Source organism: Rhizobium sp. RSm-3 (assembly GCF_001854685.1).
Taxonomy (GTDB): domain Bacteria; phylum Pseudomonadota; class Alphaproteobacteria; order Rhizobiales; family Rhizobiaceae; genus Rhizobium; species Rhizobium ecuadorense.
The window spans coordinates 1-13,772 of record NZ_MAWZ01000038.1; the positions used below are offsets into that span (position 1 = coordinate 1).

The window sequence follows — 13,772 nt, forward strand, 5'->3', positions numbered from 1 at the left end:
CTTGCTCCCGACATTGGCATTGACCAGTCGTCGAGAGGCGAGATTGTCGCATCTCTAACTGGCCCAACTGTCGCATTACTAAATAGCCTCTACAACACCAAATAGCATAATCAACGTTATGGAACTTTACGCTGAACCGGCCGCGATAGTTACAAGCAGGTCCTTGGCATCGATCTGGTCGCCGGCTTTGACGAGAACTTCGGCGATCGTGCCGTTCTCCTCGGCGTGAATTGCCGTTTCCACCTTCATCGCTTCGGTCGACACCAGCACATCGTCGGCATTGATCGCCTGTCCGGGCGACATAAAGACGCGCGAGATGGCGCCCGGCATCGGTGCGCCGACATGAGCGGCATTGCCGGGTTCGGCCTTGGGTGCGAAGACGGCGGCCGGTGACGCTGAGGAATTTTGCGAGCTCTTGCTGTTGGTTCCTCGCGGACCCGAGCCGCATCTCGTTGTGCACCTAACCGGCTCGGCTCACGTGACAACAAACACAAGAACATCTGGTTGTTTCTATCAAGTTTGGCGCAGGAGGCGCAGGAGGAAAATCAACATGACTGTCGCGGCTAGGCCCATGATTGCCAAAGCGTATAGGCCTGTAGAAAAACCTCCGGGCTGACTACGGAGATACCCTATAACGAACGGCCCCACAAATGCTCCTAGGTTCCCGAGTGAGTTAATGAATGCGATCCCGCCGGCGGCAGCGGAGCCACTAAAGAAGCAGAAGGCAGCGCCCAAAGGGTCCCTTGCAACCCAATATGCCGCGCATGAGCATCCCTCGCCAGAACCCGTCAGGGCCGGGTTGATCTACCGTACGGCCGGGGCAATACTCCAGGATTGGCTTAGCTCCTCCGATGCGTCAAAATTCCGCTTGATGAGTGCCATATCAAGGCATAACCAATCGGCCATTCTCCGATTCCCGGAGAATGGCCGGACATGACTTGGAGCAGGTGCCATTTCTCCGCAGCCATCCCGGATATTGCAAAAGGACCGATACCATGTGCTTTGAATGCAATTCCTCCCCACTCAGCCGTCGCTCCCTGCTGAAATTTGCCGGCATCGGAGGCGTGGCCGTCATGACTGCAGGCTTTGACATGACCATGCCGGCATTCGCCTCGAACGCTCCCGCCCTCCTGCCGGATGAAGCACTGGCAAAACTCCAGGAAGGCAACAAGAAATTCGTCACCGACACGGAAGCCTGCGCCGCCAATATTTCCAAGCGCCGGCAGGACGTCGCCAAGAGCCAGGCACCTTGGGCGATCGTGCTGACCTGTTCCGACAGCCGTGTCGTGCCGGAACTTGTATTCGGCGGGGTGACGCTCGGCGAACTCTTCGTCGCCCGCAATGCCGGAAACGTGGTCGACACCGATGTGCTCGGCACGATCGAATATGGCACCGAACATCTGCATGCGCCGCTGATCGTCGTCATGGGCCACAAGCGTTGCGGGGCGGTCTCCGCCGCCTGCGAGGTCGTGTCCAAGGGCACCAAGCTCGATGGCTCAATCGGCAAGATGACCCAGCCGATCCTGCCCGTGGCTTTGGCGGAGACCGATCGCGGCGACAATTTTGTCGACAAGACCGTCCATGCCAATGCCTTCAACGGCGCCGAGCGCATCCTCACCGAAAGTGCGATTGTTTCTCGCCTGGTCGAGGAAGGCAAGGTGAAGATCGTGCCCGCCTATTATGATCTCGATACCGGCGTGGTCGATTTTCTGCACAAGGTCTGACCTACGAGGCGACTTCATGTTGCCGACGGCTATCCGCGGGCGCCTCGTCGCGTTCGCGGAACCATAGTCGCTGATGACCCTTGCCGCCCGCAGCATCACCCGGCGGGTTACGCGGGCCGGAGCTGAGGTCGCGAGCTGGCTGCCTGGGCGACGCTCTTCTGGAAATTTCCGACCATACGCCTGCGCAATTTGGTGAGCTCAATCGACAGGTCCGACAGCTGCGCGATGACATCTATCGGAACCTGGGCAGCTGGGCCGCGCCCTCCTGAGCCAGTACAAGGACATAGGCGTCGCTCGTTTCAAAGAACGCGAGACAATCGGCCTCCGGCAGGATCTCAACAAGATCAAGACGGCGAAACCGCCTGTGGAGCTTGAACGCAAAGGCGCGATCTGGGTTCAGCCAACCCTATTCGCTGAATCGAGTATCGCGCCTGGAGGCATAACGGAAAACTACGGCATCGAAACTGGCCGCATTGATCGAAGATTGGTACGAACCGTGAAATTGACGTAAGCGACAAGCTGACCCCATCTGGCGTCAGTAGCGTTGGCCGCTGTATTGCGGACAGACGATTCACAAACTGTGAGCTTCTATGTCTGCGCCTAGCTCTGGAACTAGAAACTTCCATATGATCGAGGCTGTTCCGGAACGGCTTGAGGGCGCCCCACGGCAATTTCGGCGCCGCTGGTCCGATGATTTTAAAGCGCGGGCTGTGGCTGAGGCAATGGAGCCCGGCGCAAGCGTCTCAGCCATTGCGCATCGCATCGGCATACATCCCTCGCAGCTATTTGGCTGGCGTCGTGATGCTCGTGACGGACAACGATCTTCCTCGCAAATCGGGCTGGTCAGACGGAGACTGGGACGATTGGCACACGTGCGATGATCGAGCTTATCATCGGCGACGTCGTTATCCGGGCCGACGCAGATATCGGCGAAGCACACCTGCAGCGGGTGATCCGAGCGGTGCGGTCGGCATGATCCCGTCCGGCGTGAAGGTCTTTCTTGCGAGCCATCCCATCGACTTCCGAAAGGGGCCGGACAGCTTGCTTTCGCTGGTACGGGATGCTGGCAGTGATCCGTTCAACGGTGCACTTTATGTCTTTCGGGCCAAGAGAGCAGACCGAGTCAAGATCGTGTGGTGGGATGGCTCCGGCGTTTGCCTCTATGCGAAGCGGCTGGAAAAAGCCCAGTTCTGCTGGCCCCGGATCGGCCATCATCGCGTCCAGCTCAATCATGCCCAGCTTCTGGCTTTAGTCGACGGAATGGACTGGAAGCGGGTTCGATCCACGCCGGTGAAGCCTCCCGAGATTGTTGGGTAAAACCGCTGCGGCGAAGTGAATCAGGTCCCTGAAAGCATGGGCGGAGCGCGGCAAAATATGCTCTGATCATACCCATGACGCGGCCCGAGATTGAGCTCCCGGATGATGTAGAGGCTCTCAAAGCCATGGTTCTTGCCATGGCCGCAAAAGCAGCCCGCGTCGAGGCTTTGGAGAAGCAGGTTGACGATCTAGAGGCCCGCAACGCGGACGCCGATGAGCGCATCGAGCGGCTGACGCAGATCCTGAAGGCTTTCGATCGCGCCCGATTTGGCCGACGCTCGGAAAGGCTTGCATCATCCACCGTCGATGACGAGCAGCACGCCTTTGTCTTCGAAGAGATCGAGACCGGCATTGCGACGATCAAGGCTCAGGTCACGAAAGGCCGCGGTAGCGCGGACAGCAAACGCGCTCCGCGGCCACGCAAGGGCTTTGCGCCTCATCTTGAGCGCGTCGAGGTCGTGATCGAACCGGAAGAGCTTCCAGAACATGCAGGTAAGACCAAAATCCTGATTGGAGAAGACGTCTCCGAGCGGCTGGATGTCGTGGCAGCGAAGTTCCGTGTCATCGTCACCCGTCGGCCGAAGTATGCCTTTAGGAACGAGGATGGTGTCGTCCAGGCGGCGGCTCCGGCACATATCATCGAAGGTGGCATTCCAACGGAAGCACTTCTGGCCCAGATCGCCGTTTCCAAATATGCCGACGGGCTGCCACTCTATCGCCAGGAAGCCATCTACGCACGCGACAAGGTCGAACTCGACCGCAAGCTGATGGCTCAATGGATGGGCAAGCTGGGGTTCGAGCTCAATATCCTCGCCGACTACATCCTCGATGAGATCAAGAAGGCCGAACGGATCTTTGCCGACGAAACGACCTTGCCCACACTTGCACCTGGTTCCGGATCAGCGAAGACGGCATGGCTATGGGCGTATGCCAGGGATGACCGGACTTTTGGGGGCAGCGGTCCACCGATGGTAGCCTATCGCTTCGAGGACAGTCGAGCCACCGAGTGTGTCGCACGACACCTGAGCGGCTATCGTGGAATCCTGCAGGTCGACGGATATGCCGCTTATAACAAGCTCGTCCGGAAAGATGGAGGCAATGACAGCGCCATCCTGGCCGGCTGTTGGTCGCACAGCCGGAGAAAGTTCTACGAGTTGCATGTCGCAAAGAGCTCGAAGGTCGCTACAGACACCGTCGAGCGTATGGCGAGGTTATGGGAGATCGAGGAGCGTGTGCGCGGCCAAAGCCCTGAAGCTCGTGTCGCTGCACGCCAGGAGATCTCCGCAGCGATCGTCCGTGACCTCTTCACTCTCTGGCAGGCGACCCTGCCACGGGTCTCTGGAAAATCCAAACTCGCCGAAGCTCTGCGGTATGCCATCTCGCGTCGAGACATCTTCGAGCGCTTCCTGACCGACGGCCGCATCGAACTCGACTCCAACATAGTCGAGCGAGCAATCAGACCCCAAGCGATCACGAGAAAAAATAGTCTATTCGCTGGAAGCGACGGTGGCGGCCGGACTTGGGCGACCATCGCGACGCTCCTGCAAACGGCAAAGATGAATGCAGTCGATCCGCAAGCTTGGTTGACCCAGACGCTTGAGCGCCTTGCGAATGGATGGCCCAGCAGTGAAATCGACGCGCTCATGCCATGGAACTACGCCGCCTGAACGGCCACGGCTTGTCGCTTACAAATTGACGCATGGTGGCTGGAAAAAACGCCGAGCTATGCATCCGGTTCGAGGATCACGCCCGCTATGGAATGCCTGCGATACAGGGCTCCAAATTCGGTTCAAAATCCTAATCCGCCCACTCAGGATCGGTTGTAAAGGCGATGGTGAGCCGACGACTCGGACCCTCGTTACCAATCGCGAGCCCGATTTCGTCACGGATCTTATCCCATTCCTGCAATTTCCTCGCCGGGAGGTCCTCTGAGACAACGAAATGTAGCTCGATTTGCCGGCCTCGGCCGACCCGGGCCACATAAGCCCGGTGGGATATGAATCCATGTCGTTCGATGATTGTTTTGGCGACCGCGTCAACTTGTTGTTTGAGATCTAATGGCGTAACAAGCAGTATGTCGGCGAGCGCTCGCCGAACCGTGCCCGCCGGAATGGGAATGATCACAATGCAGATTAATGCCAGCGCGACCGGGTCAATAAACGGCGAGATCCATTCGTAAGAAGACCCCTGAATGAAATATCCGATGGCAAACGCGACGAGTAACCCGATCGTTAGCCCGGCGGACATCAGCCAAGCTTTCGTATCCAGGGCAACGAAATCAGATTTGATCTTACGATTAGCTCGATCACCAATAACCCCCATGGTGGCTGTCACACCGAGTGTTACGACGGAGTAGACGATCGCTTGACTAAAGTTGAGCGGACGTCCCCCATGCAAAATGCTGCCGATTGCGTTGACAAGTGCGTAAACAGCCGACCCGGTTATGAGAATGCCGTTGAGAGCCAAGACTATGGGCTCAAGATGCCAGAACCCCATCGTGAAATGCTCGATAAGTTTTCCTTTGCTGGAGGGCGCTTCGGATGACGCGATGAGCTTTGTAACAAGCAGAGCTACGACAGTCATAGCAGCGTCCGTCAATGCGTAGACACCATCGAATATGATTGCGAACGAACCTGAAATGATCCCGAACAAAATGCCGATGCAGGCAAGGAGGATGGTAACGGCAATTGAAACGCAGAGAAGCCCCTGCTCCGTTCTCATGAAATTCATAGGCTCAGCCTTATAACTTACGTTTCTTTATGGTCCTCTGGACGCGGTACAGACCATCCAATTCAGCTACTGAAGCGAGCACATCCACTTTTGGATCAAGGTACCTTTTTAAATTCAAATGCTGACCTCTCCTGTCCAGTGGGCTCGCATGAGCGTCTTTCACATACCTGGCCACAAGACAAAATCGCCTCGCTGTGTTCTGGCAGTGCGGCCTCGACTATCTAAACAAGGGCCAATTTTGCTTTGCAGGTAAAGCGGGGCTGGACATGATGCACGACACGGAAGGACGCATGAACATAGTCCAGCACTTCGCTGACGGTCTCGCCGCCGCGAATGAAGTCGGAGCCACCACAGATAGGGCATGAGCAGGCCACCTGTTACACGTCATCATGGCACGGCCGAGGTTGCAGAGCTTGCGCGGCGATAGGGCTCTCGACGCATCCACGTCATCCGGCAGGTTCGAATTCCGTTGACTCATGGTTGGATCTGATTTGATGAGAGGCGTTCCAAAGAACGCCGAGGTTTTCGCCCTCATGATAGGCTGTGGCTGACACCACGTTCTAGTCTAGCGATGATCGGATCGTCGAGCCCTTTGGCGACTCCTGTAATTACGGCTGGATTGCCAGATGGAAAAGAGCAGGCTTGCGATATACGCCCACTGAAGAAGCAACAAACTAGCCACCATTGCAACGATGACTTCGTGGATGGAATGCCAGACGAAGTAACTCGTTAGTGCCTTCGCCCAGACGACGAGCAGCAGGAGGCCGCAAAAGATTGTGAAACGCAACACCGTTCTCCTGATTTGTTCGCGAGATTGCGCAGCAATGTCGTCTGCGGCAACGAGAGTCTGGCAGTTCTTCAGGCGGCAACCGCCGCGTGGTTGAGAGCCATGATCATGCCAGTGAGCTCACCATCGAACTCTCGTTCTGGCCATTGCAAATGCTGAGATTTTGGCAGCGGCGGCGCGGGACTGCAGCTTGCGGACCTTCTTCAGCTGCTCCACAATGTCTGACATGATCTCTTTCCTCGAAAATTGATTTCATGATGCCCGCGCCACGTCGGGATAGGTTTCGATAACTTCAATAGCGTCATCGACCATTTTCGTGCCGGTCTCGGCGAGCTTGCCTAGCGTCTCAAAGCCGAACCGGTGGACATCGCGCAGGGTCTTCGACAGAACGACCAACCGTCCAGTCGTGAAAAGCAAGCGGCCGAAGCCCTCATGGCCGATCGTCATGATCGGCGATGCCAACAGGCCTGTGCACTCTTCGATCACAAGCCCCACGCAACTGTAAAAGTTCTGTAGCCTCCACAGCACATACGGATCCGGATCGCCTATGATCGGGATCTTACGGCGCTGCTCCTTGGTGAGGATGAAGTCGGCCAGCAGGTCAGTGTCCGATTTGCCTTCCCACGCCCCATGGGCATCCTGAGCGCGAATGAGCCTTATCAGGCATCTGAGAAAAGGGGTGGCGAGATCCCCATCCTCGTTGACAGCAGGGCCATCCGTACTTCCTGTCAATGTACCCATTTCTTAGTCCTCCTCATCGAAAGGCTTCTTTTCAATGGCGCCTGCTTCGGTTAGCACCTTGCGTAACCAGGGTGGCGGAGTAGTCCTGAGCATCGCCCGAGTTCGCGACAAAACATCTTCGATCAGTTGAGGATCGGATACTTTAATTGGGTGGATTTTGGCCGAAACAACTCGGGCTGCCGATGGCCCACCGATCGCCAGACAGAACAATAAGTGACAACCTTCCAACGCCTTCACCTTCGGGTTAATACGATCGACGTCCTCGTTCCGATGCTTTCCGCTCTGGTCGGAAACGTCTTCGAAGTCCAGGACTTCCACCAGTTTCCAGTCGTCGGGACTCACATCATAGACGACGAAACGTTTTGCCGATCCGAAATGGGCGTCGAGAGATTTCATATCTTGAGTGGCGATTGCGACGCGCAACGCGCCAGCCTTCCGTTTTGGAGCTGACGAGTGAACCCCGTCAGGGACGAGGGAAAGGCGACGAGCGGCGATCATCTAGGCAGTTCTCCTTTGCGGGAGGGATCAAGCGATCCAGGACACGGCGCGCGCTGATTGGCCTGGAAGATGTTGGAAACATCGAAGATCAGGTCGCGCGTTCCCTGATAGAGACTTGTGAGCTTATGCTGGCTGCCGAGTCGGTCGTATATCGGGAAGCCCACCCGCATGAGCGGAATCCCAAGGCGCTCCGCCGCTTGTCGTCCATGCGAATGCGTGACGAGAAGATCAGCGCCGACGGCAAGTTCTTCGAGATCGCCAAGATCACCGACCTGGAGCGATTCGGCCGGCATTTCCGCGAGTATTTTTGAGGTGCCGGTCGTGGTGACCGCTGCCGCGATTTCGGCGCCCATGCCGGTGAAGAAGGTAGCGAATTGGTAGAGCTGGTCCGGCTCCACAGCAATTGCGATTTTCTTGCCTCCGAAATGGAAATGTCCGTCGAGCAGGGCGTCCTGCAGCTGTGCTCGGCGACGGCGGATGTTTGCTGGCACCGGCGCACCAGAAATCTCAGAAAGAAACGAGACGAACCGGTCGGCTCGTTTCAATCCTGTCAGCGACTGGAACAATGCGTAAGGGACTCCCGTCCGGGTCCGCAGTAGCTCTGCGGGGCGGCGCATATGCTCGCCGATCGCGATACATTGCGCCGCCGTGCCAAGCTCTTGTATCTCGTCGACGGGAGTACCGCCATAGGTGGTCGGAACCCAACGATCGCCGGGCACCGTGCCGTCGAGAGAGCCGGAAATGTCCGGCAGGATCACCGGCTTCAGACCGAAGCTTTCGACCGTTTCGCGCAGAAGCTCGATGTCAGCGACTGTCAGATGCCATCCTGGTAGGATCGCAATCTTCTTTTGGTGGCGGCTCTGCTCGCCTGGAGTGGTGATGCGCTCGACCATAGAGATGACGGCCTTCGCCCATCCCTCTTCGATCGCTCCCTCGAAATCCGGGGTATTCGCCAGCACAACCTCCGTACCCGCGAGCTCATCGGCACGATCCCGCTTGATGTTGGCGAGATCGCCTGCGAAATCTTCGCCGCGGGTTTCCACCAGGGCTGTCGTGCAAATTCCGATCAGCTTGGGTTTTGCGCGCCTCTTGAGATTTAGGATCGCCTCTTCCAGATTGCCTGCGCCGCCAAGAATGGTCGCCACTGCGTCCAATGCCGTTGTCTGCAAGGGAATGGCTTCCTTAAAGTGCCGGACTAAAAGTACCAGCGCCAAGCTGGTGCAGCCCTGGCTGCCGTGGAACAGCGGCACGGCACGCTCGACGCCAAGAAAGGCGAGCGCGGCGCCGAGCGGCTGCGACGATTTCAGCGGATTGACCGCAGCTGATTTGGTCTGGGGAAAGACTTGAACCATCGGCTTTCCTCAACGCTTGCCGAAGCTGCCGGCGACCGCGCCGACAAAGTTTTGCAAGACGTACCCAGTCTCGTTCTCGCTCTTGGTATTCGTCAGTTCTTCTTCCACCGCATGCTGGCATTCCCACGGTGCCGGCTCCCGCACCTCCATCCAGATCGGATTGTGAATAGCAAGATCGATCTGGCGAACGAGCTCCACCATGCCGTCATAGCCGGCATAGGGGTGGTGGCGTTCCTGGTTGATATCGAGCCAAGGTGTCTTGGCCTTCAGCGCGATGAATTGCGTGCGCCCGCCAGACAACATGATGTCGGCTTTACCGTCGGCGAGCATGTTATAAAGCTCGCGCGGCGCCATCGACTCGAACAGGTGTTTTTCGTCTTTCAGGAGTTGCTTGATACGTTCCTTGTCTTCAGGCGTGGATTTCTTGACCGAGGTGCCCACGATCTCGATGCCCACCTCCATCAGCGCATGGACAACCGACCAGGACTTGACGCCGCCGGTGTTGAGCAACACGCGCTTGCCTTCAAGCCTTGGTCGATATGCTGCGAGTTTCATCCAGGCAATCGCCTCCTCCTCCGCGATCAATGCCTCGGTGCGCTCGAGGATTTCGGGATCCGCCCCCTGCATCACGAGCAGCTTGGCGATCTGTCTGAGTGCTTCCGAGGTGTCGGTAATTCCGTAAAAGGAGCCTTCGAAGAACGGGATATCCCAGAGCTCCTCCATTTTGCGGGCGAGGTTGATGAGTGCTGTCGAGCACACCAACATGGACGCCTTGGCGCGATGCGCAGAAGCAATGTCAAGATATCGGGCGTCTCCTGGAATGCAGGCCCTTACTCTGATCCCCAGCCGGTCAAGAAGCGGCTTTACCAGCCAAAACTCGCCGGATAGGTTGAACTCACCAATGATATTGATGTCGTAGGCGGTCACGTCGTTCGGCTCTACGCTGCCGATCACATGATCGAGCAACGCTTCACCGGCGAGCTTATTGCCAAGGTTCTTGGAGCCGGCAAAGCCCGGTGCGTTGACCGGCACCACCGGAAGGCCGAATTTTTCCGCGGCCCGCTTGCAGACGGCCTCGATGTCGTCGCCGATCAATGCTGTCACACAGGTCGAATAGACGAAAATCGCCGGTGGAGCATAGGCCTCCTTGATCTCGCGGATTGCTTTAAAAAGTTTCCGCTCGCCGTGCCCCATCACCACTTCGGTTTCAGTGAGGTCGGTCGTGAAACTGGTGCGCCAGAGCGTTGGACCTGAAGAAGCCGATCCTCGGTTGTCCCAGGAATTGCCCTCACAGCCGAGAGGCCCATGGATCAGGTGCGCGACGTCGGTGATCGGCTGCAGCACGATCTTGGCGCCATCGAAAGCGCATCCGCCGGCTGCCGCCCCGGGGATCAGCGGCTTCGAACAGCCGTTTTTGCGCGCCTTGGAATCCTTGCTGCGGTTCTTCTCGCAGGCAGGCTCGTCRAAGACATCCTGGACTTTAGCATTGAGCAAGGGCATTGCGGTCTCCAAGTTCAGATGAAGGCAGGCCGGCCTCACAAGGCCGACCGCCGCGCTCCTAGCGGGTCAGGTCGTAMGAATAGTCCGTCACACCCGGCTCGCTCGTCTCGCGATCGAGCTTGTCGAAGATCTTGTCGAGGATCGTCGTCAGGACGCGCAGGCCGCCCTGGTAGCCCATGAGCGGGAAACGGTGGTGATGGTGCCGGTCGAATATCGGAAAGGTCAGCCGGATCAATGGGGTGCCGGTGTCGCGCTCGAGATACTTGCCATAGGAATTGCCGATCATAAGATCWACYGGCTCGGTAAAGAGCAGCGAGCGCAACGCCCACAGGTCCTTGCCCGCCCAGACCTGGGCATCCTKGCCGAAGGGCGAGGATGCGAGCAACGCCTTCATCTCGGCTTCCCAGGCCGRCGTGCCGTTGGTAGCAAGGCAGTGGGTCGGCTCACCGCCGGTTTCCAAGACGAACCGGGCAACGGCGTAGACGAAGTCAGGATCGCCGTAGATCGCGTATTTCTTCCCGTGCAGSCAGGCYTGRCTATCTGCCATAGCGTCGACGAGACGGCCGCGTTCCAGGCCGATTGYCGGAGGAATTTCCTTGCCGGTAATCTCCGAGACCTTCATCAGGAATTCGTCGGTCGCCTGRACACCCAGCGGATAATGGAACGARGCCGTARCCTGACCGACCTCCTTGCAATATTCCAGCGTYTTGCGCGTGTTATAGTGCTGCAGCGACAGGGTCGCTTCGGCATTCAACGCCGTTTTCAAGTCCTCGATCTTCGTGCCGCCGTCATACATGCGGTACGTACCGTCAGACGGCGTGTCGAACTGGTCGGAGGCATCCTGGATGAAGATGTAGGATACGCCCATCATGTCGAGCAGGCGCTTCAGTTCGCGGTTGTTGCCGACGCAGAAGCCGTCGAAGCCGGGAATGATGTTGATGGCTTGAGCAACCTCCTTCCGCTCGTTGCCTTTCCAGAAGTTCTCCAGAATGCCCTTGATCATGCCGTCATAGCCATCGACGTGGCTGCCGACGAAGGCAGGCGTGTGGGCGAAAGGAACATCGAAGTCGTGCGGGACCGACCCTTCGTTCTTTGCGTTTTCGATGAAGCCGTGGAGGTCGTCTCCAATGACTTCGGCCATGCAGGTGGTCGAGACGGCGATCATCTTCGGATCGTAGAGCTTGTATGTATTGGCGAGCCCGTCGACCATGTTCTTCAACCCGCCGAACACCGCCGCGTCCTCCGTCATCGAGGACGAGACCGCCGATGAAGGCTCCTTGAAGTGACGCGACAGATGCGAACGGTAATAGGCGACGCAGCCCTGGCTGCCGTGGACGAAGGACATCGTTTGCTCAAAGCCTGCGGCTGCGAAGACGGCACCGAGCGGCTGGCAGGCTTTGGCCGGGTTCACGACCAGGGCTTCGCGGCCCAGGTTCTTTTCGCGATACTCCCAGGTCTTCGTGAAGTCGTTTTGATCGGCAACGACCTGATCCGGGTGGGGGCATTCGAAATTGGCTTTCTTCTCGGCGAGCATCTGCCTGTATTCCGGCTCGCGGAACAGGGGAGCATGGTCGAGAACTTTTTCCGCCGACTGCGGCATAGTAAGCACCTTTCTTTTCATCGCGCCGCACCGGTGGCGGCAATGGGATGTCATCTGTCACGAGTGCGGATCAAGTCCGATGGGAAGRGCCTGGCCTGCCCCYTYCCAAGACAGGCCAGGCTCTCATTCGGCCGCAACCGCCTCAGCTGGCGCGGCCTYTTTTTTCCAGGGGACGTCGTAGAGATCCCACACCGGATTATTGATGGCCAGATCCATGTCGCGGGCGAATATGGCGAAGCCGTCATAGCCGTGATACGGGCCGGAATAATCCCAGGAGTGCATCTGGCGGAAGGGGATGCCCATCTTCTGCACCGGATACTTCTCTTTRATGCCGGACCCAACAAGGTCGGGGCGGATGCCTTCGATGAACTTTTCCAGCTCGTAACCGGTCACGTCGTCATAGATCAGCGTACCCTTGTTCACATAATGGCCGGTGCGCTGATAGTCGTCGTTGTGGGCGAACTCGTAGCCGGTGCCGACGATCCGCATGCCGAGGTCCTCATAGGCCGTGATGACGTGGCGAGGACGCAGGCCGCCGACATAGAGCATCACCGTCTTGCCTTCGAGGCGCGGCCGGTACTTRTCGACGACAGCATCGACCAGGGGCCGGTACTTGGTGATGACAGCCTCGGTCTTGTCGACGATTTCCGGACCGAAGTGCTTGGCTATTTCGCGCAGGGAGGTTTCGATCTGGGACGGACCAAAGAAATTGTATTCCATCCACGGGATGCCGTATTTTTCCTCCATGTGCCGACAGATGTAGTTCATCGAGCGGTAGCAGTGGATGAGGTTCAGCTTGGCCTTTGGCGCGCGCTCGACCTCAGCGAGCGTGGCATCACCCGACCAGTTGCCGACCACGCGCAGCCCCACCTCCTCCAATAGAATGCGCGTAGCCCACGCGTCGCCACCGATATTGTAGTCGCCGACGACGTTGACATCGTAAGGGCCGGTCTCAAACTCGACTTCGTTCTTGTCGAAAACCCAGTCACGGATGGCGTCGTTGGCGATGTGGTGGCCGAGCGATTGCGAGACGCCGCGGAAGCCCTCGCAGCGTACCGGCACGATCGTCTTTTCGTGCTCCTTGGCCTTCTTGCGCGACACCGCCTCAATGTCGTCGCCAATCAGCCCGATCGGGCATTCCGACTGCACGCTGATGCCGTTGTTGAGGGGGAAAAGCTCCTCGATCTCGTCGATGACCTGTTCAAGCTTCTTGTCGCCGCCGAACACGATGTCCTTTTCCTGGAAGTCTGAGGTGAACTGCAGCGTCACGAACGTGTCGATGCCCGTCAGGCCGACGTAGTAGTTGCGGCGTTGCGACCAGGAATAATGACCGCAACCGACCGGCCCGTGCGAGATGTGGACCATGTCCTTGACCGGCCCCCATACCACGCCTTTGGAACCGGCATAGGCGCAGCCGCGGATCGTCATCACGCCCGGAATGGACTTGATGTTCGATTTGACGTCGCATTCGGAAAGGGCCTTCGGCTCATCGCCAGGCTCGTCGCCGCTCGTTGCGACGCTGA

General features: G+C 58.0%; 12 protein-coding genes and 1 pseudogene. 4 read left to right on the forward strand and 9 right to left on the reverse strand.

Features of this window, described 5'->3' with window-relative positions; genetic code table 11:
* Nucleotides 1–126: 126 nt before the first annotated feature.
* Nucleotides 127–375 (reverse strand): annotated as a pseudogene (locus BBJ66_RS25040) (biotin/lipoyl-containing protein); the annotation flags it as partial.
* A gap of 620 nt (nt 376–995) precedes the next feature.
* On the opposite strand from BBJ66_RS25040, the gene BBJ66_RS25045 reads away from it, so the two are divergent.
* The 4 genes from BBJ66_RS25045 to BBJ66_RS25060 all read left to right on the forward strand — a co-directional run bounded on the left by BBJ66_RS25045 (nt 996) and on the right by BBJ66_RS25060 (nt 4,708).
* Nucleotides 996–1,724, forward strand: coding sequence for a carbonic anhydrase (locus BBJ66_RS25045; RefSeq protein WP_029532496.1), 729 nt, complete (start codon nt 996–998; stop codon nt 1,722–1,724).
* 722 nt (nt 1,725–2,446) lie between these two features.
* Nucleotides 2,447–2,605: a transposase gene (locus tag BBJ66_RS35915; protein WP_369685954.1), complete on the forward strand. Its 159-nt coding sequence runs from the start codon at nt 2,447–2,449 to the stop codon at nt 2,603–2,605.
* A gap of 91 nt (nt 2,606–2,696) precedes the next feature.
* On the forward strand, nt 2,697–3,041 hold the full coding sequence (tnpB, locus tag BBJ66_RS25055; RefSeq protein ID WP_003592504.1) for an IS66 family insertion sequence element accessory protein TnpB: 345 nt from the start codon (nt 2,697–2,699) through the stop codon (nt 3,039–3,041).
* A gap of 74 nt (nt 3,042–3,115) precedes the next feature.
* The gene (locus tag BBJ66_RS25060; RefSeq protein ID WP_016737534.1) at nt 3,116–4,708 is read left to right on the forward strand and encodes an IS66-like element ISRle3 family transposase; all 1,593 of its coding nucleotides are present in this window, start codon (nt 3,116–3,118) and stop codon (nt 4,706–4,708) included.
* A 130-nt stretch (nt 4,709–4,838) separates the two neighbouring features.
* Here BBJ66_RS25060 and BBJ66_RS25065 read toward each other — a convergent pair whose 3' ends face one another.
* From BBJ66_RS25065 to nifD, 8 genes are all read right to left on the reverse strand, one after another.
* Nucleotides 4,839–5,771 (reverse strand): cation diffusion facilitator family transporter, encoded by a 933-nt coding sequence (locus BBJ66_RS25065; RefSeq protein ID WP_012489540.1) that lies wholly within the window; start codon nt 5,769–5,771, stop codon nt 4,839–4,841.
* Between the two features lie 221 nt (nt 5,772–5,992).
* On the reverse strand, nt 5,993–6,145 hold the full coding sequence (locus BBJ66_RS35835; RefSeq protein WP_196411598.1) for an IS66 family transposase zinc-finger binding domain-containing protein: 153 nt from the start codon (nt 6,143–6,145) through the stop codon (nt 5,993–5,995).
* Between the two features lie 665 nt (nt 6,146–6,810).
* The gene (locus BBJ66_RS25075) at nt 6,811–7,299 is read right to left on the reverse strand and encodes a NifX-associated nitrogen fixation protein (RefSeq protein WP_012489542.1); all 489 of its coding nucleotides are present in this window, start codon (nt 7,297–7,299) and stop codon (nt 6,811–6,813) included.
* A 3-nt stretch (nt 7,300–7,302) separates the two neighbouring features.
* Complete coding sequence (gene nifX, locus BBJ66_RS25080) at nt 7,303–7,797, reverse strand: nitrogen fixation protein NifX (RefSeq protein ID WP_008536565.1); 495 nt, start codon at nt 7,795–7,797, stop codon at nt 7,303–7,305.
* Nucleotides 7,794–9,149 (reverse strand): nitrogenase iron-molybdenum cofactor biosynthesis protein NifN, encoded by a 1,356-nt coding sequence (gene nifN, locus BBJ66_RS25085; protein WP_012489543.1) that lies wholly within the window; start codon nt 9,147–9,149, stop codon nt 7,794–7,796. The genes nifX and nifN overlap by 4 nt, the downstream gene beginning before the upstream one ends.
* Before the next feature lie 9 nt (nt 9,150–9,158).
* The gene (nifE, locus tag BBJ66_RS25090; RefSeq protein WP_012489544.1) at nt 9,159–10,649 is read right to left on the reverse strand and encodes a nitrogenase iron-molybdenum cofactor biosynthesis protein NifE; all 1,491 of its coding nucleotides are present in this window, start codon (nt 10,647–10,649) and stop codon (nt 9,159–9,161) included.
* A 58-nt stretch (nt 10,650–10,707) separates the two neighbouring features.
* Nucleotides 10,708–12,249: a nitrogenase molybdenum-iron protein subunit beta gene (gene nifK / locus BBJ66_RS25095; RefSeq protein WP_071090638.1), complete on the reverse strand. Its 1,542-nt coding sequence runs from the start codon at nt 12,247–12,249 to the stop codon at nt 10,708–10,710.
* 123 nt (nt 12,250–12,372) lie between these two features.
* The coding region (nifD, locus tag BBJ66_RS25100; RefSeq protein ID WP_116429669.1) for a nitrogenase molybdenum-iron protein alpha chain at nt 12,373–13,772 on the reverse strand (1,400 nt) is incomplete at its 5' end.